At 68.0% G+C, this 18,755-nt stretch carries 16 protein-coding genes; 8 read left to right on the top strand and 8 right to left on the bottom strand.

The genetic code is table 11. The features are described from left to right. Positions 1 to 6: 6 nt before the first annotated feature. From napA to AC1DP9_RS03360, 4 genes are all read right to left on the bottom strand, one after another. Positions 7 to 2,502, bottom strand: coding sequence for a periplasmic nitrate reductase subunit alpha (gene napA / locus AC1DP9_RS03375; protein ID WP_477106610.1), 2,496 nt, complete (start codon positions 2,500 to 2,502; stop codon positions 7 to 9). Beyond that, on the bottom strand, positions 2,474 to 2,857 hold the full coding sequence (locus tag AC1DP9_RS03370; protein ID WP_092301167.1) for a chaperone NapD: 384 nt from the start codon (positions 2,855 to 2,857) through the stop codon (positions 2,474 to 2,476). Before AC1DP9_RS03370 ends, napA begins: the two co-directional genes overlap by 29 nt. 86 nt (positions 2,858 to 2,943) lie before the next feature. Continuing rightward, a complete protein-coding gene (napE, locus tag AC1DP9_RS03365) occupies positions 2,944 to 3,102 on the bottom strand; it encodes a periplasmic nitrate reductase, NapE protein (RefSeq protein WP_092301325.1) in 159 nt (52 codons plus the stop codon). A gap of 167 nt (positions 3,103 to 3,269) precedes the next feature. Next, the gene (locus AC1DP9_RS03360) at positions 3,270 to 4,400 is read right to left on the bottom strand and encodes an L-talarate/galactarate dehydratase (RefSeq protein ID WP_477106609.1); all 1,131 of its coding nucleotides are present in this window, start codon (positions 4,398 to 4,400) and stop codon (positions 3,270 to 3,272) included. Between the two features lie 213 nt (positions 4,401 to 4,613). Here AC1DP9_RS03360 and AC1DP9_RS03355 point away from each other — a divergent pair, with 213 nt between their 5' ends. Then, complete coding sequence (locus AC1DP9_RS03355) at positions 4,614 to 5,618, top strand: LacI family DNA-binding transcriptional regulator (RefSeq protein ID WP_477106608.1); 1,005 nt, start codon at positions 4,614 to 4,616, stop codon at positions 5,616 to 5,618. A gap of 9 nt (positions 5,619 to 5,627) precedes the next feature. On the opposite strand, the gene AC1DP9_RS03350 is transcribed toward AC1DP9_RS03355, so the two are convergent. Further along, positions 5,628 to 7,115: a SulP family inorganic anion transporter gene (locus tag AC1DP9_RS03350; protein ID WP_477106607.1), complete on the bottom strand. Its 1,488-nt coding sequence runs from the start codon at positions 7,113 to 7,115 to the stop codon at positions 5,628 to 5,630. Positions 7,116 to 7,261: 146 nt separating this feature from the next. On the opposite strand from AC1DP9_RS03350, the gene AC1DP9_RS03345 reads away from it, so the two are divergent. The 4 genes from AC1DP9_RS03345 to AC1DP9_RS03330 all read left to right on the top strand — a co-directional run bounded on the left by AC1DP9_RS03345 (position 7,262) and on the right by AC1DP9_RS03330 (position 10,967). Then, the gene (locus AC1DP9_RS03345; protein ID WP_477106606.1) at positions 7,262 to 7,978 is read left to right on the top strand and encodes an ABC transporter ATP-binding protein; all 717 of its coding nucleotides are present in this window, start codon (positions 7,262 to 7,264) and stop codon (positions 7,976 to 7,978) included. Further along, complete coding sequence (locus AC1DP9_RS03340; RefSeq protein WP_477106605.1) at positions 7,975 to 9,249, top strand: ABC transporter permease; 1,275 nt, start codon at positions 7,975 to 7,977, stop codon at positions 9,247 to 9,249. Before AC1DP9_RS03345 ends, AC1DP9_RS03340 begins: the two co-directional genes overlap by 4 nt. 5 nt (positions 9,250 to 9,254) lie before the next feature. Then, entirely contained in the window at positions 9,255 to 9,908 is a 654-nt protein-coding gene (locus tag AC1DP9_RS03335; protein ID WP_477106604.1) for a DUF3299 domain-containing protein, read from the top strand. Between the two features lie 135 nt (positions 9,909 to 10,043). After that, the gene (locus AC1DP9_RS03330) at positions 10,044 to 10,967 is read left to right on the top strand and encodes a LysR family transcriptional regulator (RefSeq protein WP_477106603.1); all 924 of its coding nucleotides are present in this window, start codon (positions 10,044 to 10,046) and stop codon (positions 10,965 to 10,967) included. A gap of 30 nt (positions 10,968 to 10,997) precedes the next feature. Here the strand turns inward: AC1DP9_RS03330 and loiP are convergent, their stop codons facing one another. Both loiP and AC1DP9_RS03320 read right to left on the bottom strand, forming a co-directional pair. Next, on the bottom strand, positions 10,998 to 11,747 hold the full coding sequence (gene loiP, locus AC1DP9_RS03325; protein WP_477106602.1) for a metalloprotease LoiP: 750 nt from the start codon (positions 11,745 to 11,747) through the stop codon (positions 10,998 to 11,000). 176 nt (positions 11,748 to 11,923) lie between these two features. Then, entirely contained in the window at positions 11,924 to 13,642 is a 1,719-nt protein-coding gene (locus AC1DP9_RS03320) for a cation:proton antiporter domain-containing protein (RefSeq protein WP_092301184.1), read from the bottom strand. 207 nt (positions 13,643 to 13,849) lie between these two features. Here AC1DP9_RS03320 and AC1DP9_RS03315 point away from each other — a divergent pair, with 207 nt between their 5' ends. Further along, positions 13,850 to 14,275: a DUF1801 domain-containing protein gene (locus AC1DP9_RS03315; RefSeq protein WP_477106601.1), complete on the top strand. Its 426-nt coding sequence runs from the start codon at positions 13,850 to 13,852 to the stop codon at positions 14,273 to 14,275. 9 nt (positions 14,276 to 14,284) lie between these two features. On the opposite strand, the gene AC1DP9_RS03310 is transcribed toward AC1DP9_RS03315, so the two are convergent. Then, complete coding sequence (locus AC1DP9_RS03310) at positions 14,285 to 15,997, bottom strand: sigma-54 interaction domain-containing protein (RefSeq protein WP_477106600.1); 1,713 nt, start codon at positions 15,995 to 15,997, stop codon at positions 14,285 to 14,287. Between the two features lie 165 nt (positions 15,998 to 16,162). Between AC1DP9_RS03310 and AC1DP9_RS03305 the strand changes: the two genes are divergently transcribed. Both AC1DP9_RS03305 and AC1DP9_RS03300 read left to right on the top strand, forming a co-directional pair. After that, complete coding sequence (locus AC1DP9_RS03305; protein WP_092301194.1) at positions 16,163 to 17,710, top strand: acyl-CoA carboxylase subunit beta; 1,548 nt, start codon at positions 16,163 to 16,165, stop codon at positions 17,708 to 17,710. Positions 17,711 to 17,766: 56 nt separating this feature from the next. Then, complete coding sequence (locus tag AC1DP9_RS03300; protein ID WP_477106599.1) at positions 17,767 to 18,753, top strand: tripartite tricarboxylate transporter substrate binding protein; 987 nt, start codon at positions 17,767 to 17,769, stop codon at positions 18,751 to 18,753. Positions 18,754 to 18,755: the final 2 nt, after the last annotated feature.

Below are 18,755 nucleotides of genomic sequence, written 5' to 3'. Positions count from 1 at the left end.
GCCCCCCTATACCTTCACGATCTTGACCGCGCACTTCTTGAAGTCGGTCTGGAGCGAGATCGGGCAGGTGGCGTCCAGCGTCACCTTGTTGATCAGTTGGCTGGCGTCGAACCACGGCACGAAGACCAGCCCGCGCGGCGGCTGGTCGCGCCCGCGCGTCTCGATCCGGGAGCGCATGCGCCCGCGCCGGGACACCACCTCCACCTCCACGCCGCGCCGCAGTCCCATCGCCTTGGCATCCTCGGGATGCATGAACACCACGGCGTTGGGGAAGGCGCGGTACAGCTCGGGCACGCGACGGGTCATCGAGCCGGAATGCCAGTGCTCCAGCACCCGGCCGGTGGCCAGCCAGAACGGGTATTCCTTGTCCGGCGACTCGGCGGCGGGCTCGTAGGGCAGGGCGAAGATGACCGCGCGGCCGTCCGGGTTGCCGTAGAACTGGAAGCCGGTGCCGGCCTTCACGTAGGGGTCGCTGCCTTCGCGGTAGCGCCACAGGGTTTCGCGTCCGTTGACCACGGGCCAGCGCAGGCCGCGCGCCTCGTGGTAGGCGTCGAACGGGGCCAGGTCGTGGCCGTGGCCCCGGCCGAAGCTCGCGTATTCCTCGAACAGCCCCTTCTGGATATAGAACCCGAACGCCTTGGCTTCATCGTTGTGGTAGTCCGGGTTGACTTCCTTGAGCGGGAACTTGTCCACCTGGCCGTTGCGATAGAGCACATCGAACAGCGTCTTGCCCTTGACCTCCGGCATCTTGGCGATCAGGTCCGCCGGCCAGACTTCCTCGATCTTGAAGCGCTTGGAGAACTCCACCAACTGCCACAGGTCCGAACGGGCCTCGCCGGGGGCATCGACCAGTTGATGCCAGAACTGGGTGCGCCGCTCGGCGTTGCCGTAGGCGCCTTCCTTCTCCACCCACATGGCGGCAGGCAGGATCAGGTCCGCCGCGAGCGCGGTCACGGTGGGGTAGGCGTCCGAGACCACGATGAAGTTTTCCGGGTTCCGGTAGCCCGGCAGCCCTTCCTCCATCAGGTTGGCCGCCGCCTGCATGTTGTTGTTCACCTGCACCCAGTACGCGTTGAGCTTGGCGTCCTTGAGCATGCGGTTCTGCAGCACGGCGTGGTAGCCGGGCTTTTCGGGGATGGTGCCGGCCGGGATCTTCCAGATCCGTTCGGCGGTCTCGCGGTGCTTGGGGTTGGCGACCAGCATGTCCGCCGGCAGCCGGTGGGAGAACGTGCCCACCTCGCGCGCGGTGCCGCAGGCCGAGGGCTGGCCGGTCAGCGAGAACGGGCTGTTGCCCGGCGTGGCGATCTTGCCGGTCAGCAGGTGGATGTTGTAGACCATGTTGTTGGCCCAGCTGCCGCGCGTGTGCTGGTTGAAGCCCATGGTCCAGAACGACACGACCTTGATGTTCGGGTCGGCGTAGAGGGCGGCCAGCTGTTCGAGCTTGTCGCGCGGCACGCCGGAGAGCTTGCTGACGGTGGCCACGTCGTACTTCGCCACGAACTTGGCGAAATCGTCGAACGTGATCGGCGTGGCGGCGTTGGGGTCGGCCGCGTTCTTGGCCTTCTTCTGCAGCGGGTGGTCCGGGCGCAGCCCGTAGCCGATGTCGGTCACGCCCTGCTTGAACACCGTGTGCTTGTTGACGAAGTCCTTGTTGACCTTGTTATTGGCGATGATGTAGTGGGCGATGTAGTTCAGGATCGCCAGGTCGGTCTGCGGCGTGAAGATGATCGGCAGGTCGGCCAGTTCGTAGGAGCGGTGGGTGAAGGTAGACAGCACCGCCACGCGGGTCTTGGGCGCGGAGAGGCGGCGGTCCGTCACCCGGGTCCACAGGATCGGGTGCATCTCGGCCATGTTCGAGCCCCACAGCACGAAGGCGTCGGCCACCTCGATATCGTCGTAGCAGCCCATCGGCTCGTCCATGCCGAAGGTGCGCATGAAGCCGGCCACGGCGGAGGCCATGCAGTGCCGGGCGTTCGGGTCGATATTGTTCGTGCGGAAGCCGGCCTTCATCAGCTTGGAGGCCGCGTAGCCCTCCCAGATCGTCCACTGGCCCGAGCCGAACATGCCGACCGCCGTGGGGCCTTTCTCCTTCAGCACGCGCTTGAACTGGGCGGCCATCACGTCGAACGCCTTGTCCCAGCTCACCGGCTGGAACTCGCCGTTCTTGTCGTACTGGCCGTTCTTCATGCGCAGCAGCGGCTTGGTCAGCCGGTCCTGTCCGTACATGATCTTGGAGAGGAAGTAGCCCTTCACGCAGTTCAGGCCCTTGTTGACCTCGCACAGCGGGTCACCCTGGGTGGCCACCACCTTGTTTTCCTTGACCGCCACGGTCACGCCGCAGCCGGTGCCGCAGAAGCGGCAGGGCGCCTTGTCCCATTTCAGGCGGGTCAGGTCGCTGTCCGTGACGAAGTTGGCCGCGTCCGCGCCCAGCGGAATGCCGCCCACCGAGGCGGTGGCGGCCACGGCCGTCTGCTTAATAAAGTCCCGGCGAGTGACTTTCATCGACAATCTCCGTGTCCATGTCGCACGCATCCTCGTTGTGCTGGTAGACCAGGGTGGCCGCCAGCACGCCGTCCAGCTGATGGAGGAACGTCAGATGCGCCGCGATGGCGCGTGAGGTGGGGGCTTCCAGCGTGACGACGAGCTTGCCGGCGTCGCTGGCGGCGTGGATCTCGGCACCGGCCAAACCGGCGATGGCGCCGCGCACGGCATCGAGGCTCGCCGGCTGGGTGTGCACGAGCACGCCGGCGATGTGCCACTGCTGCGCATCGGCGTCATCAGGGCTCTCTGCGCGGGTGTCTCCCGGCTGCGCCGTGGGGAGTGGCGGCTCGGGGGTGGAATGCGTGGTACCTGGCATGACTGTCCTTGCGGCAGCAGGCCGCGTCGTTCAGTGCTACAGGAACTGCAGGCGTCACCCCACCGGGCGACGTCGGTCCATGCCAATCAATGCGTGGGCGGGCCGCTGACGAGCTGGGTCATCCAGACGATGAATCCGTACCCGGCCACGACGATGACGGTCAGCACCGGCACCATCACGGCGGTCAGGAACAGGAAGCTCCGGAGTTCTTCTTTCTTGCGCTGCGGATCGTCGGCGACAGCCATCGCAAAGTCCGGCATGGATTTCGTGGGGACGGGATCATTTAAGGAAGCGCATCCGGTGATGTCAAGCGCGCATTGGGCCAATATGGCACGGCGTGATGTGTGTGGGGCGTGCGGAGGGCGTGTATCGGGCGATCTCTGATAAGTCAGAGACCGCCCCGGGGCGAGGCTCAGGGCTGGGCGCCGAACTCCGTCTGCGCGCGGGTCCAGGCGCGGGCCTGCTCGCTGATGGAGACGCCCAGGCCGGGGCGCGTGGGCACGGTGATGCGGCCGTCGCGGATCTCCAGCCGCTCGTTGAACAGCGGTTCGAGCCAGTCGAAATGCTCGACCCACGGCTCGCACGGATACGCTGCCGCCAGATGCACATGCAGTTCCATGGCGAAGTGCGGCGCAATCATCAGCCCGGCGTGGTCGGCCAGCGCCATCACCTTCAGGAACGGCGTGATGCCGCCCACGCGCGGCGCGTCGGGCATCAGGTAGTCGGCGGCGCGGTGGCGGATCAGGTCCCAGTGTTCGGCGGCGCTGGTCAGCATCTCGCCGGTGGCGATGGGGGTGTCGAACTGCGTGGCCAGCGCGGCGTGGCCTTCGTGATCGTAGGCGTCCAGCGGTTCCTCGATCCAGACCAGGTTGAACGACTCGAAGGTGCGGCACATGCGCTGCGCGGTGGGGCGGTCCCACTGCTGGTTGGCATCGACCATCAGCGGCACGGCATCGCCCAGATGCTCGCGGACGGCGGCCACGCGGCGCAGGTCTTCGGCGCGGTCTGGCTGGCCCACCTTGAGCTTGATGCCGCCAATGCCGCGCTCGACGGACGCCGCCGCGTTCACCTTCAGCTGGTCCAGCGGGGTGTGCAGGAAGCCGCCCGAGGTGTTGTAGCAGCGCACGGCATCCCGATGGGCGCCCAGCAGCTTGGCCAGCGAGAGGCCGGCGCGCTTCGCCTTCAGGTCCCAGAGCGCCACGTCGATCGCGCCGATGGCCTGCGTGGACAGGCCGCTGCGTCCCACCGAGGCGCCGGCCCAGCACAGCTTGTCCCAGATCCTGGCGATGTCGCTGGCATCCTCGCCCAGCAGGGCCGGGGCGATCTCGCAGGCGTGGGCGTACTGGCCGGGGCCGCCGGCCCGCTTGGAGTAGCTGAAGCCGAGCCCGGCGTGGCCATCGGCGGTCTGGATTTCGGCGAACAGGATGGCCACCTCGGTCATCGGCTTCTGTCGGCCGGTCAGCACCTTGGCGTCGCTGATCGGGGTGGCGAGCGGCAGGTAGCAGGTGGAGAGGCGGATCCAGGCGATCGAATCGGGAGACATGCGGGTTCCTTTTCAGGGTATGACAACGTTGTCATTCAAGGGCGGAATGCCAGGCTGGGATGCGTCGTATTGGCCACGTGGTCGTTGTTTATGGACTGGATGCGCGCCAGTTCAGGCAATCGTCGGTAGAATGCTAACGTTGTCATACGACTGGGTCAACCCGTCGGCCGACATCGTATCTCCATCCATCCGCTTAAACCCGCCAGAACCCGCATGCCCCAAGCTCCAGCGTCGAAGTCCGTCACGCTCCATGATGTCGCCCGGCAGGCCGGCGTCTCGCTGATTACCGCCTCGCGGGCGTTGAGCAATCCGGGCATGGTGTCCGAGGCCACCATCGCGCGCGTGCGCGAGGCCGTGGCGGTGACCGGCTACATCCCGAACCTGCTGGCCGGCGGGCTGAAGTCCCGCAAGAGCCTGATGGTGGCCGCGCTGGTGCCGAACATCGCTGTGCAGCAGTTCCTGCCGACCGTGAAGGCGCTGACCGATGCGCTGGACGCCGCCGGCTACCAGTTGATCCTTGGCCAGACCGGCTATGACCACGCCCGGGATAAGCGGGAGGAGGCACTGCTCGCCACGATGATCAGCCGTCGCACGGACGGCATCGTGGTGACCGGCCTGATCCATTCGCAGACCGCGCGCGACCAGTTGCGCCGCGCGGGTATTCCGGTGGTGGAAACCTGGGATTTGAGCGATCGGCCCGTGGACATGGCGGTGGGCTTCTCGCACCTCAAGGTGGGCAGCGCCATCGCTGGCTACTTCCTCGGGCAGGGGCGGCRCCGGCTGGCCATCGCCACCGGCGACGACCAGCGGGCCGCCGTGCGGCGCGAGGGCTTCCTGTCCACGGTGGGCCACGATGTGCCGACCGTGGTGGTACCCGCCCCGAGCAGCCTCGAATACGGCCGCAAGGCGCTGGCTGACCTGCTGGCGCAGGCCCCGGACATCGAGGCAATCTATTGCAGTTCCGACCAGCTCGCGCAAGGTGTGATGATCGAAGCACACGCGCGCGGGCTGCGCATGCCGCAGGATCTGGCGATCTGCGGCTTCGGCGACGCCGACTTCGCCGCGCACATGAACCCGCCGCTGACCACCGTCCACGTGGACGGCGCGCAGATCGGCGAACTGGCCGCGCGGCAGTTGCTGGCGCGTTTTCGGGGCGAGCCGGTGCCCGAGTCGGTGATCGACGTGGGCTTCCGCATCATCGAGCGGGGCACCACGTAAGGCTCGGTGCTAGTGCGCCGCTTCTGGCGGCGTGGCCTCGGCGCCGGCTTTGTCATGCGTGCCGAAGCGCTCCACCATCGTCACGCTGGCCCGATTCAGGCCGGTGACCTCCACCGCCACGCCGTTGCGGCGGAACTTGTGGACGATGCGGTCGAGCGCCTCGATGGCGGTGATATCCCAGAAATGCGCGTGGGACAGGTCCAGCCGCACCTGGCTGACCGGCTCGCGGAAGTCGAACGCCGCTACCAGCTGCTCCGACGAGGCGAAGAACACCTGCCCGCGCACGGCGTAGCGGCGCGTCTGGCCATCGGCGTCCAGCGTGGCGTCCACGTGCAGCACACGCTGCACCTTGGCGGCGAAGAAGACCGCGCTCAGCAGCACGCCCACCAGCACCCCCAGCGCCAGGTTGTGCGTGGCCACCACCACGATCACCGTCGCCACCATCACCACCGACGAACTCTTCGGATGGGTGGCGAGGTTACGCAGCGAGCGCCAGCTAAAGGTGCTGATCGACACCATGATCATCACCGCCACCAGCGCCGCCATCGGAATCTGCTTGACCCACGGCCCCAGGAAGACCACCAGCACCAGCAGCAGCGTGCCGGCCACGAAGCTGGACAGCCGGCCCCGGCCACCCGACTTCACGTTGATGATGGACTGGCCGATCATGGCGCAGCCCGGCATGCCGCCCAGCACGCCGGCGACGATATTGGCGATGCCCTGGCCCCGGCATTCCTTGTTCTTGTCGCTGGCCGTGTCGGTGAAGTCATCGACGATGGCCGCCGTCATCAGCGACTCCAGCAGCCCAACCACGGCAATCGCCACCGAGTACGGGAAGATGATGCGCAGCGTCTCCAGCGTGAACGGCACGGCAGGCAGGGCGAAGCTGGGCAGGTGGTCCGGGAAGGCGCCCATGTCGCCCACCGTGCGCACATCGAGCCCAAGCAGGGCAGCGATGATCGAAATCACCACGATGCAGACCAGCGGCGACGGCACCGCGCGGGTCAGGCGCGGGAACAGGTAGATGATGGCCAGCCCGCCTGCCGTCAGCGCGTAGACCGCCAGCGGCGCGCCGATCAGCTCCGGCAACTGCGCCAGGAAGATCAGGATGGCCAGCGCATTGACGAAGCCGGTGACCACGGAGCGCGACACGAAGCGCATCAGCCCGCCCAGCCGCAGCAGGCCCGCGCCGATCTGGAACAGGCCGGCCAGCAGCGCGGCGGCAAACACGTACTGCACGCCATGGTCCTTGACCAGCGAGGTGATCAGCAGCGCCACCGCGCCCGTGGCGGCGGAAATCATGCCGGGCCGGCCGCCCACGATGGCAGTGACCACGGCAATCGCGAAGGCCGCGTACAGGCCGACCTGCGGATCGACACCGGCAATCAGCGAAAACGCGAGCGCTTCCGGAATCAGGGCCAGGGCGACCACGGCGCCCGCGAGCAGATCGCCACGGATATTCGACAGCCATTCCTGGCGGAGGGTATGTAAAGACATTGGGGGCTTAAAGCGGAGGATGGGGCGGATTGATGCGGCGCGTCATTGTAAGGGCATTCGGCTAATCGTTGACGGCTCAAGCGCCTCGCCATTGCAACCGAGTTGCGTTAATATCGGCGGCTCCTTTGCTGGTTCGACTCACCTCAATGGCACGCCCAGACCCCGCACCGCCCGTTGCTGCGCTCCGCGATATCGCCTTCGCCTGGCCGGGCCAGGACGGGCCGAGCCTGCGGGTGGATCATTTCGTCGTGGGCGCCGGCGAGCACGTCTTCGTCTCCGGCGCCAGCGGCAGCGGCAAGAGTACGCTGCTGGGCCTGCTGGCGGGCGTGCTGACTCCGGGACAGGGCCGGGTCGAAGTGAACGGCACCGACCTGACCGCGCTGTCCGGCGCCCGGCGCGACCGCTTACGCGCCGACCACATCGGCATCATCTTCCAGCAGTTGAACCTGCTGGCTTACCTGTCCGTGCTCGACAACGTGCTGCTGGGGTGCAAGTTCTCGGCCCATCGGCGCCAGCGCAGCGTGGCGCAGGGCGGCAGCCCGGCCGAGGCGGCGGGCATGCTGCTGGCGCGGCTGGATCTGCCGGAGTCGCTGTGGCACCGCCCCGCGGCGCGGCTGTCGGTCGGCCAGCAGCAGCGCGTGGCTGCCGCGCGGGCGCTGCTCGGTCGGCCGGAGCTGGTGCTGGCCGATGAGCCGACCTCCGCGCTGGACGCGGATCGCCAGTCGGCCTTCATGGACCTGCTCCAGCGCGAATGCCGCGCGGTGGGCGCGAGCCTGGTGTTCGTCAGCCATGACACGCGCCTGATGCCGCGCTTCGACCGCCATGTCGCCATGCCGCACGGCTTTGTCGCGGTGCCCGCATGATGACGCTGACCGGCATGGCGGCCCGCAGCGCCTGGAACCGCCGCTACAACCTGCTGCTGATGATCGTGGCGATTGCGCTGTCGACGGCACTGCTGCTGGGCGTGGAGCGGCTGCGCCATCAGGTGCGCACCGGCTTCGCGCAGTCGATCTCGGGCACCGACCTGATCGTCGGGGCGCGCACCAGCCCGGTCCAGCTCACGCTCTCTACCGTGTTCCATCTGGGCGGCGTGACCCACGGCATGTCGTGGGCCAGCGCCCAGCGCATTGCCGACCATCCGCTCGTGGCGTGGACCATCCCGGTCTCGCTCGGCGATTCCCATCGCGGGTTTCCGGTGCTGGCGACCTCGGAAGACTACTTCCGGCACTTCCGTTACGGCGACCGCCGTCCGCTGACACTGGTCGAGGGGCGGCCGTTCGGGGCCGTGTTCGAGACCGTGCTGGGCGCGGAGGTGGCGCGGCGGCTGGGCTACCGGGTGGGGGACCGCATCGTGCTGAGCCACGGCGAGCCCGCGCATGCCGACGACGACCATCATGCGGACCATGCCGACAAGCCCTTCGTGGTCACCGGCATCCTGGCCCCGACCGGCACGCCGGTCGATCGCACCGTCCATATCCGGCTGGACGGCATGGAAGCCATCCACCTCGACTGGCAGGCCGGCGCGCCGGTGCCGGGCATGTCGATTCCGCCGGCGCTGGTCGGCAAGTTCCAGCTGACGCCCACGCACATCACCGGCGTGCTGGTGGGCCTGAAACTGCGCTCACGCGTGTTCGCGCTGCAGCGCGAGATCGACGAAGATCCGCACGAGGCCCTGATGGCGGTGCTGCCCGGCGTGGCGCTCGACGCGCTGTGGCAGATCGTCGGCGTGGGCGAGAAAACCCTGCTGGGGATGTCCGCGCTGATCGGCGTGGTCGGGCTGGCGGGGCTGGTGTCGTCGATCCTGGCCGCGCTCGGCGAGCGGCGGCGTGAACTGGCCATCCTGCGGGCGGTCGGCGCCCGTCCCATCGACCTGTTGATCCTGCTGGCGAGCGAAGGCTTTGTGCTGATGCTCGTCGGCACGCTGGCCGGCTACCTGCTGCTGACCGGGCTGTCACTGGCCGGCGCGCCGTGGCTGGAGGCCCGCCTTGGCGTGGCGCTGCCGGTGGCCTGGCCCCGGGCGAGCGAGCTGCCGCTGCTGGGGGCGATCATTGCCGCCGGCGCCATCGCCTCGCTGTTGCCGGGGTGGCGCGCCTATCGCCTCAGCCTGAGCGACGGGCTGACGCCGCATACCTGAGATCGATGAAGCTATTCACCAAGCCGCGCCTGTCGGCGCCCGTCCTGGCCACCGCCGCTGTCATCGGCCTGATCTGCATCGCAGGAATGGTGCGCTGGCTGTGGTGGCCGTCCGCCGATCGGCCGAAGTCCGACCAGCCCTACACGGTGGGCCAGACGCTGCCCCCATCGCCCGCCCCGGCATCCGGCACCAACTACCGCGAAATCGACTGGCAGGCCCTGCTGCCCAAGGGCTGGGACCCGATGGCGCCGTTCAAGGGGCTGCCGCTGCAGGAGATGGAAGACGGCGACCCGCGCGCGCAGGCCGCGCTGGAGAAAGCGCGGGCGTTCTGGCGCGACGCGCCCATCGAGACCGCGCTCGACGGCGAGGCGGTGCGGCTGCCCGGCTTCGTGGTGTCGCTGGACGGGGAGGGCGAGGCGATCCGGGAATTCCTGCTGGTGCCGTACTTCGGCGCCTGCATCCATGTGCCGCCCCCGCCGTCGAACCAGGTCGTGCACGTGCGCGCGGCCCAGCCGCTGGCGGGCCTGCGCACGATGGACACGGTCTGGATCAGCGGCGTGATGCGCGTGGAGCGCGCCGAAACCATGATGGGCGACGCCGGTTACGCGATGCACAATGCGCGGCTGGAGCCGTATCAGCCCCCGCAGCCGGCACGCTAGGCCGCGCCCCGGTCACAGCCCGTCCGGCGGCAACAGGTGGACGTTGTACGGGCGGGCTTGGTGATCAGCCCAATCAGCGGGGATGCGGCAGAATGCGCTTTCCGCACCCCCGCGCCCCCAAATCGTGATGATCCGATGCTCAGACTCGAGGACCTGACCCTGTTTGTCCGCAGTGCCGCGCTCGGCAGCTTTTCCAGCGCCGCGCGCGAAGCCGATCTGCCGCCTGGGCAGGTCAGCGCAGCCATCCAGCGGCTGGAACGGGAGCTGGACCTGCGCCTGTTCGTGCGCTCCACGCGCAGCCTGCGGCTGACGGCCGAGGGTGAGCGATACCTGCCTTATGCCACCGATGTGCTCGCGCTGCTGCACGAAGGTCACGAGCGTTCCCGGAGCGAGGAGGGGGATCTGAGCGGGGTCCTGCAGGTGTCGGCGCCGTCCGATGTCGGCCGCAACGTGCTGCTGCCGTGGATCACGGCGTTCTGCGCGAGCCATCCGCGCCTGTCACTGCGGCTGCTGCTCTCGGACCGCGTCAGCGATGTGTTCCGGGAGCCGGTCGACGTGGCCATCCGCTACGGACTGGCCGAGGACGCCAGCTATGTGGCCCTGCCGCTGGCCCCCGAGAACCGCCGCGTGCTGGTGGCATCGCCCGACTATCTGGCCGCGCACGGGCGGCCGGCAAGCCTGGACGACCTGTCGCGCCACCGCTGCGTGCTGTACCTGCTGGGCGGGCGCCTCTATGACAAATGGGTGTTTCCGGTGGAGGGCAAGCGCCGGCTGGTGGCGGTGAACGGGGCGATGATCTGCGACGATGCCGACGTGGCGCGCCGCTGGGCGGTGGCGGGGCAGGGCATCGCCTACAAGTCGTGGCTCGATGTCTGCGCGGATGTGGAAGCGGGCACGTTGGAGGTGGTGCTGCCGCACCAGCCGGGCGAGAGCGCGCCGCTCAGCCTGATCTGCCCGCATCGCAAGCAGTTCTCGCCGGCGGTGCGCCAGTTGCAGGCGCTGTTGCGCGAGCGGCTCGCCCCGCTGGAGGCCCGGTTGCGCGACATCGCCACGCCCTAGGCCCCTTTTTTCGTATTGGTCGTACGGGTCTTACTTCGATGCGACCTTGCTGATGCGGCCCTCGATATGCTTGGCGCGCGCTTCCGAGCCCGGATGCGAGCCGAACATGCTCGACTTGCCGCCATCGAGCTTGGCCAGCTTCTCGAACGCGGTGACCAGCGCCTTGGTATTGGCCTTGTTCTTGGTCAACAGGTCGAAGGCGAAGTCGGCGGCGGCGGTCTCCTGCGCCTGCGAGAACTGCGCGTTGACCAGCTTTTCGCCGAGTTCACCCAGTTGGGAGGAAGACAGCGCGGCCATGGCGCCGTTGGTGGCGCCGACCGCACTGCGCGCGGCGGTGGCGGCGTAGGCCACCTGCATGGCCTTCTTGCTGTGGCCCAGCGCCACGTGGCCGAGTTCGTGGCCCAGCACGCCGCGGACCTCGTCGTCGCTCATCATGTCCATCAGGCCGCTGTAGACCCGCACGCAGCCGTTGGCCATGGCCCAGGCGTTGACGTCCTTGGTCAGGTACACCCGCACGTTGAGATTGGGCACATCGCTGTTCTTCAGCCCGGCCATGACCTTGGTGAGGCGTTTTGCGTAGTTGGTGCGGGGGCCGGCGGTCTTGTTGGTCTGGTCGGACTCGGCGCAGGCCTGGTCCGACAGCGATTTCACCTCCGCGTCGGTCAGGGTGGCGGCCTGCGCCAGCGAGGTGCCGGCGGTGACCAGGCTGTTGACATCGGTGCCGGCGCAACCGGCGAGCAGGGCAGTGGTGAGCAGCGGAAGTACGAGGAAGCCTTTCATAGCGGTTCGCGAGGTAGTGGCGGGAGTTTCCCGGGAATGGGAGGCTATGCCACTTCATCGCGGGCGAACCCGCATCCAGATCAAGGTCCGCCGTGTTTCCGCACGCTGGCTAAGGAAATCGGATTTCTGCCAATCGCATCAATCCTGAGGTAATCGTGAATCGATCCTGACGCGACTCAAGCCGTGGCCTCATGCGCGCCGCGCGGCACGAAGCGCCCCAGTACATGGCTGGTCATGCCCTTGGCCAGCTCCTCCTCGCCATAGAACACCGTGCCGAGCCCTTCCTTGCGCAGCAGCGCGGACTCGTCCTCGCTATGCGTGCGCAGCACGATCTCCACGTTGGGGTTCAGCGTCTTGGCGGTTTCCACCATCTGGCGCACGTAGAGCGGCTCCGGCACGGCAATCACCAGCATCGCCGCGTGGGCGATATGGGCCTGGATCAGCACCGCCGGGTCGGCCGCATTGCCCGAGACCGCCGCGAAGCCCGCGCGGCGCAGGGACTCCACACGCTCGCGGTTCTCGTCCGCAATCACGAAGGGAATGCCGCGCTCCTGCATCGCCTGGGCAATCCGCTTGCCCACGCGGCCGTAGCCGACCAGCACCACCTGGCCTTCCAGAAACTTGCGCTCGGTGGTCATCGGCAGCTCGGCGTAGGGGTCGCCGCGCTGCTCCAGCCGCCGCGCCAGCGCCGATCGCTTGAGAATCCACTTTCGCAGCGGCTCCACGCCGGCAAACAGCAGCGGATTGATCGCGATGGAAATCAGCGCGCCGGCCAGCACCAGGCTCATGCCTTCCTCCGGCAGCAGCCCCAGCGTGACCCCCAGCCCGGCCAGGATGAACGAGAATTCGCCGATCTGCGCCAGGCTGGCGGACACCGTCAGCGCCGTATTGAGCGGATAGCGGAAGGCCAGCACCAGCGCGAAGGCCGCCAGCGACTTGCCGAACACGATGATGGCGACCACGGCCAGCACGTGCAGCGGCTGCTCGATCAGGATGGCCGGCTTGAACAGCATGCCCACCGAGACGAAGAACAGGACCGAGAACGCGTCGCGCAGCGGCAGCGATTCCTCGGCGGCGCGATGGCTGAACTCCGACTCGCGCATCACCATGCCGGCGAAGAAGGCGCCCAGCGCGAACGACACGTTAAACAGTTCGGCCGCCCCATAGGCAATGCCAATCGCCACGGCCACCACGGCCAGCGTGAACAGCTCGCGCGAGCCGGTCTTGGCCACCTGCCACAGCAGCCACGGCAGGATGCGCCGCCCGGCCACCAGCATCAGCGCGATAAACGCCACCACCTGGAGCAGCGTCTGGAGGATGGTGAAGCCGAGCGCCTGCGCGCCCTGGTCTGGCGCGGCGTTTGTGCCGCCGAGCAGCCCGGCCAGCGGCGGCAGCAGCACCAGCACCAGCACCGTGGCGAGGTCTTCCACCACCAGCCAGCCCACGGCGATGCGCCCGTTCATGGTTTCCAGCACGTTGCGGGTTTCCAGCGCCTTGAGCAGCACCACCGTGCTCGCGCACGACAGGGAGAGGCCGAAGACCAGCCCTGTGCCCAGGCTCCAGTCCCAGATCCACGCCACCAGCATGCCCAGCGCGGTGGCAATCGCCATCTGCACCACTGCCCCGGGAATGGCGATACGTTTTACCGCGAGCAGGTCGCGCAGCGAGAAATGCAGGCCGACGCCGAACATCAGCAGCATCACGCCGATTTCGGATAATTGCGAGGCCAGATGAACATCGGCGACGAAGCCCGGCGTGCCGGGGCCGATGATGATGCCGGTGACGAGGTAGCCGACCAGGGCGGGAATCTTGACGCGTTCGGCCAGGAAGCCAAGCACGAGGGCGATGCCGAAGCCGGCGGCGATGGTGGTGATGAGGGTGAAGTCGTGGTCCATGCGTCGTCTGCGGGGTGCTGCGCAAGCGGCCAGTGAAATGCTGGGGCGAGGGGCAATTGTAACGGCAGGTGCCCGGCCTCGACGGYGGGGCCCATGAAAAACGGGCAGATTCCGGCCAGCGCCCGCCAGCGGGGGCTTGGCAAGGTGCGCCACTTCGACAACCATACACGCACCAAAAGGCGGATAAATACGAGAGGAGAGGCGGGAATGACCCAAACGAAGACCAAAGCCCCGGCCAAGACCGCAACCAAGGCCACCGCGCCAGCGGACGAGTCCCCGGCAGCCCTGATCGACGCCCGGATCGCGGAACTGGGCGACTGGCGCGGCGAAACCCTCGCCCGCCTGCGCGCGCTGGTGAGGGAAGCCGACCCCGAGGTGGTGGAGGAATGGAAGTGGCGCGTGCCGGTGTGGTCCCACGACGGCATCCTGTGCACCGGCGAGACCTACAAGAGCGCGGTGAAGATGACCTTCGCCAAGGGGGCCTCGCTGAAAGACCCTTCCGGCCTGTTCAATTCCAGCCTGGACGGCAACACCCGGCGCGCCATCGACTTCCGCGAGGGCGAGAAGATCGATGCCAAGGCGCTGAAGGCCCTGATCCGTGCCGCCGTGGCGCTGAACCAGGGCAAAGGCTAGGCGCCCGGTTCAGGCTTCGCCGCCGCGCTCGAGCATCTTATATAGATGGGAGCGGGAAATGCCCAGCTCCAGCGCGGCCTGCTTCTTGTTGCCGCCATGGCGGGCGATGGCCTGCAGCACGGCGTCATAAGCGAGGTCGCGCAGCCGGGCCGCCGCCGGGGCCGGGGCATCCTCGGGCGCGAAGACCTGCCCGAGCGGGTGCGTTGCCGGCCCCGTCATCGTCGCCACATGGTTTTCCTCGCCCCGGGCGAAGTCCTGCACCCGGAGCCGGCTGCCGTCGCAGAACACCAGCGCTTCCTCGATCTTCTGCCGTAGCTGGCGCACATTGCCGGGCCAGCGCCGCGAGGCCAGGTGCCGTGCCACGTCGGGCATGACCTGCGGCACCGGCACGCCGTTGCGCTGGCAGAACGCCTGCACGAAGTGATGGAGCAGGGCGGGAATGTCCTCCAGCCGCTGGCCCAGCGCCGGCACGCGCAGCACCACGCCGCTGAGGCGGTAGTAGAGGTCGAGCCGGAAGCGGCCACCGTCGATCAGCGCCTGAATGTCGCGGTTGGTGGCGGTCACGAGCCGGAAATCCACCCGCCGCGCCTGCCGGCTGCCGAGCCGCTCGACCATGCGGTCTTCCAGCACGCGCAGCAGCTTGACCTGCATCTCCATCGGAATATCGGCGACTTCGTCCAGGAACAGCGTGCCGCCGGCTGCCTGTTCGAGCTTGCCGGGCTGGCCATGCCGATGGCTGCCCGTGAAGGCGCCCGCCGCATGGCCGAACAGTTCGGCCTCGATCAGCGTGGCCGGGAACGCGGCCAGGTTCAGGCTGACCAGCGGCGCGGCCTGCGTCCCCTCGTCATCGCCCTGCACGCCATGCGACCCCCGGCCGGCGCTGTGGATGGCCCGCGCGACCAGTTCCTTGCCCGTGCCGGACTCGCCCAGCACCAGCACGGGCACGTCGAGCCGCGCCACGGTCTCGATCTCCCGGCGCAGCCGCTGCATCGGCGCGCTCTCGCCAATCAGCAGGCCAACTCCCGAGTCGCGCTGGCGCAGCCCGTGCAGTTCGCGCCGGTAGTGCGCCAGCTGCGACCGCAGTTCCTCCACCTCCTTGTGCATCCGTCCGATGGCCTCCGGCTCCTTGAATAGGACCTGTCCGATCGCGCCGACCGTCTTGCCATCGGCAACGATGGGCACCCGGTTCACCACGCGCGTCACGCCATTCATCCGCTGAAGCTGGCCGATCTCGGCCTTGCCGGTCGCCGCCACGTGGCCCAGCCGGGAATTCGGGATGACCTGCTCGGCGGGGCGCCCCGTGCCTTCCCCAGTGCGCAGGCCGAAGAACGCCTCATGGACGGGACTGATGAAGCGGATACACCCCGTGTGGTCCACCACCGTGATCGCCTGATAGGGATTGGTCAGGAAGTGTTCGAGGATGGCGTCCGCAAACGGCACTGCGCCGAGGAAGTCGAACAGCGCCGCCCCGGCCGCCGCGCGGCGCAGCAGGATGGTCTGTTGGCTGGCATCGAGCAAGGCCAGCCCGATATGGCGCTCGCCATCGACCTCGATATCGAAAATGCGGCCGGCATGGTGGTTCTCGGCGGGGGGCAGTGCGGCCACGCCGGCCTGCGCGGCCCGGGCGATGGCCGGATTGCGGGCTGTGCCCGAGGCGGCGAGGGTCTCCCCGCCGGCCCCGAGCACCAGCGCGCCCAGGCTTTGTGTCTTCACTGACGACATTGATTGTGTCTCCATGCGGGACATCTGAGTGTCCTCGTGCCGGACACTCTACCGGCCAGTCGAAAAAATCGCAATGAAATCAATGTGCTTCATGGCTGGCACGGGTAGTGCGTTAGCTCTCGGATAACACCCATACCCATAAGCCCGAAGACACAGAGGAGACACATGTCCTGGCAGCCGGAAATCGACGAACTGGCCTATCGCAAGCGACTGGCCGCCGAACTTGGCGGACCCGACAAGGTCAAGCGCCACAAGGACGCCGGCAAGCTCACCGTGCGCGAGCGCATCGAGGCCATCGCGGACCCCGGCAGCTTCCGCGAGGTGGGCGCGCTCACCGGTAGCGGCCAGTACGACAGCAATGGCCGGCTGGTGGGCCTGACCCCGGCCAATCTGGTGATGGGTCGCGCACATCTGGGTGGCCGTCCCGCCGTGCTGGTCGGGGATGACTTCACGGTGCGCGGCGGCGCCAACGACGGCGCGGTGGGCGACAAGCTGATCCACGCCGAGAAGATGGCCCACGACCTGCGCCTGCCGATGGTGCGGCTGGTCGATGGCACGGGCGGCGGCGGCTCGGTGCGCAATATCGAGAACCGTGGCTACACCAATATCCCCACCATGAAGGTGTGGCAGCACGTGGTGGAGAACATGTCGGTGGTGCCGGTGGTGTCGCTGGCGCTGGGCTCGGTGGCCGGCATGGGCGCGGCGCGCGTGGCGGCCAGCCACTACTCGGTGATGGTCAAGGGCACGACGCAACTGTTCAACGCCGGCCCGCCCGTGGTGGCGCGCATCGGCCAGATCCTGGAAAAGAACGAGCTGGGCGGCAGTCAGATCCACACCCGCAACGGCGTGGTCGATGACGAGGTGGCGAGCGAGGAAGAGGCCTTCGACCGGGCCCGCCGCTTCCTGTCCTACCTGCCGCCGTCCGTGTATGAGCTGCCGCCGCGCGCCGCGCCCGCCGACGACACGCGCCGCCGCGACGAATGGCTGCTCTCCGCCATCCCGCGCGAAAGCCGCCAGGTCTACAAGATCCGGCCGATCGTGCAGGCGCTGGTCGATCAGGACTCGTTCTTCGAGATCGGCAAGCACTGGGGCCGCGCCATCGTCACCGGGCTGGCGCGGCTGGATGGCTGGCCCGTGGCCGTGGTCGCCAGCGACCCGTACTACTACGGCGGCGGCTGGGACGGCCCCACGGCCGAGAAATTCACCCGCTTCCTGGACATGGCCGAGGCCTTCCACCTGCCGGTGGTCAACCTCGTCGATATCGCCGGGTTCCAGATCGGGCTGGAGGCCGAGAAGGCCGGGATCATGCGTTACGGCGTGCGCGCGCTGGCGGCGGTCTATCAGGCCACCGTGCCGTGGTGCTCGGTGATCGTGCGCCGCGCCTACGGTGTGGCGGCGGCGGGGCACCAGCACATGGGTCGCTTCAACTTCCGCTATGCGTGGCCGTCCGCCAACTGGGGCTCGCTGCCGATCGAGGGCGGGCTGGAGGTGGCCTACAAGGCCGAGATCGAGGGCGCCGACGACCCGGTGCAGAAGCGGGCCGAGATCGAGCAGCGGGTGCGCAGCCTGACCTCGCCGTTCCGCAGCGCGGAAGCCTTCGTGATCGAGGACATCATCGACCCGCGCGACACGCGGGCGCTGCTGTGCGAGTTCGCCAACCTCGCCGCGCCGCTGCGCGAGGCGGGGGTGCGCAAGTTCGGCATCCGGCCTTGAAAGCGTTCGGCAACCCCTAGCCAAAATCCTAAAAAAAGAATCAGGAGACAAACCGCATGCAACGCAGATCCCTACCTTCGCTGTGTCTCGGCCTGATGGCCACCACGTTGGCCACCACGCTGGCCGCGCCGGCCTTCGCGCAGGAGAACTGGCCCGCCAAGCCCGTCACCATCGTCGTGCCGTTCCCGGCGGGCGGCATGACCGACCTGCTGGCGCGCCGCATCGCCCGTGACATGCAGGCCGAGCTGAAGCAGCCCTTCGTGGTGGACAACCGCGCCGGCGCCAGCGGGCAGATCGGCACCGAGATCGTGGCGCGCGCCAACCCGGACGGCTACACGCTGCTGGTCTCGGCCACGCACCACGTGATCAACCCAGCCATCCGGCCCAAGCTGCCTTACAACGCGTCGAAGGATTTCACGAACATCGCGCTGCTGGCCACCACGCCCAACGTGCTGGTGGTCAACAACAAGGTGCCGGCCAACAATCTCCCCGAGTTCCTGGCCTATGCGAAGAAGCAGACCGAGGGGCTGTCCTACGGCTCGTCGAGCATTGGCGGCGCCACGCATATGTCCGGGGAGCTGCTGCGCCTGATGACCAAGGTGCCGATGACGCACATTCCGTACAAGGGCGCGTCCCCGGCGCTGGCCGACCTGCTGGGCGGCCAGATCCCCGCGCTGTTCCATGACGTGATGACCATGGCGCCGTACGTGAAGGACGGCAAGGTCAAGGCCATCGGCGTGACCTCGGCCAAGCGCAGCGAGGCGCTGCCCAACGTGCCGACCATTGCGGAGCAGGGCGTGCCCGGCTACGAAGCCACCACGTGGATCGGCTTCTACGGCCCGGCCAACCTGCCGCGCGCGCTGGTGGAGAAGCTGAACCACGCAGCGGTCAAGAGCATGAACAGCGCCGAGGCCAAGACCTACCTGACCCAGAACGGCACCAGCCCCGGCGCGCTCAACGCCGAGCAGTTCGGCAGCTTCGTGCAGGCCGAACTCGACAAATGGAAGCGCGTGGCCATCGAGGCCAAGGTCAAGGTGGACTGAGC

This window comes from Cupriavidus sp. 01L43 (assembly GCF_056399925.1).
This window is presented reverse-complemented; position numbering and strand designations above follow the sequence as displayed.

What these genes read in the sequence shown, in the direction of transcription:
- AC1DP9_RS03315 (WP_477106601.1), top strand. Translation starts at nt 13,850, where the DNA reads ATGACCCAAACGAAGACCAAAGCCCCGGCCAAGACCGCAACCAAGGCC.
- AC1DP9_RS03300 (WP_477106599.1), top strand. Translation starts at nt 17,767, where the DNA reads ATGCAACGCAGATCCCTACCTTCGCTGTGTCTCGGCCTGATGGCCACC.
- AC1DP9_RS03340 (WP_477106605.1), top strand. Translation starts at nt 7,975, where the DNA reads ATGATGACGCTGACCGGCATGGCGGCCCGCAGCGCCTGGAACCGCCGC.
- loiP (WP_477106602.1), bottom strand. Translation starts at nt 11,747, where the DNA reads ATGAAAGGCTTCCTCGTACTTCCGCTGCTCACCACTGCCCTGCTCGCC.
- AC1DP9_RS03350 (WP_477106607.1), bottom strand. Translation starts at nt 7,115, where the DNA reads ATGTCTTTACATACCCTCCGCCAGGAATGGCTGTCGAATATCCGTGGC.
- napE (WP_092301325.1), bottom strand. Translation starts at nt 3,102, where the DNA reads ATGGCTGTCGCCGACGATCCGCAGCGCAAGAAAGAAGAACTCCGGAGC.
- AC1DP9_RS03345 (WP_477106606.1), top strand. Translation starts at nt 7,262, where the DNA reads ATGGCACGCCCAGACCCCGCACCGCCCGTTGCTGCGCTCCGCGATATC.
- AC1DP9_RS03305 (WP_092301194.1), top strand. Translation starts at nt 16,163, where the DNA reads ATGTCCTGGCAGCCGGAAATCGACGAACTGGCCTATCGCAAGCGACTG.
- AC1DP9_RS03320 (WP_092301184.1), bottom strand. Translation starts at nt 13,642, where the DNA reads ATGGACCACGACTTCACCCTCATCACCACCATCGCCGCCGGCTTCGGC.
- AC1DP9_RS03370 (WP_092301167.1), bottom strand. Translation starts at nt 2,857, where the DNA reads ATGCCAGGTACCACGCATTCCACCCCCGAGCCGCCACTCCCCACGGCG.
- AC1DP9_RS03310 (WP_477106600.1), bottom strand. Translation starts at nt 15,997, where the DNA reads ATGTCGTCAGTGAAGACACAAAGCCTGGGCGCGCTGGTGCTCGGGGCC.
- AC1DP9_RS03360 (WP_477106609.1), bottom strand. Translation starts at nt 4,400, where the DNA reads ATGTCTCCCGATTCGATCGCCTGGATCCGCCTCTCCACCTGCTACCTG.
- AC1DP9_RS03330 (WP_477106603.1), top strand. Translation starts at nt 10,044, where the DNA reads ATGCTCAGACTCGAGGACCTGACCCTGTTTGTCCGCAGTGCCGCGCTC.
- napA (WP_477106610.1), bottom strand. Translation starts at nt 2,502, where the DNA reads ATGAAAGTCACTCGCCGGGACTTTATTAAGCAGACGGCCGTGGCCGCC.
- AC1DP9_RS03335 (WP_477106604.1), top strand. Translation starts at nt 9,255, where the DNA reads ATGAAGCTATTCACCAAGCCGCGCCTGTCGGCGCCCGTCCTGGCCACC.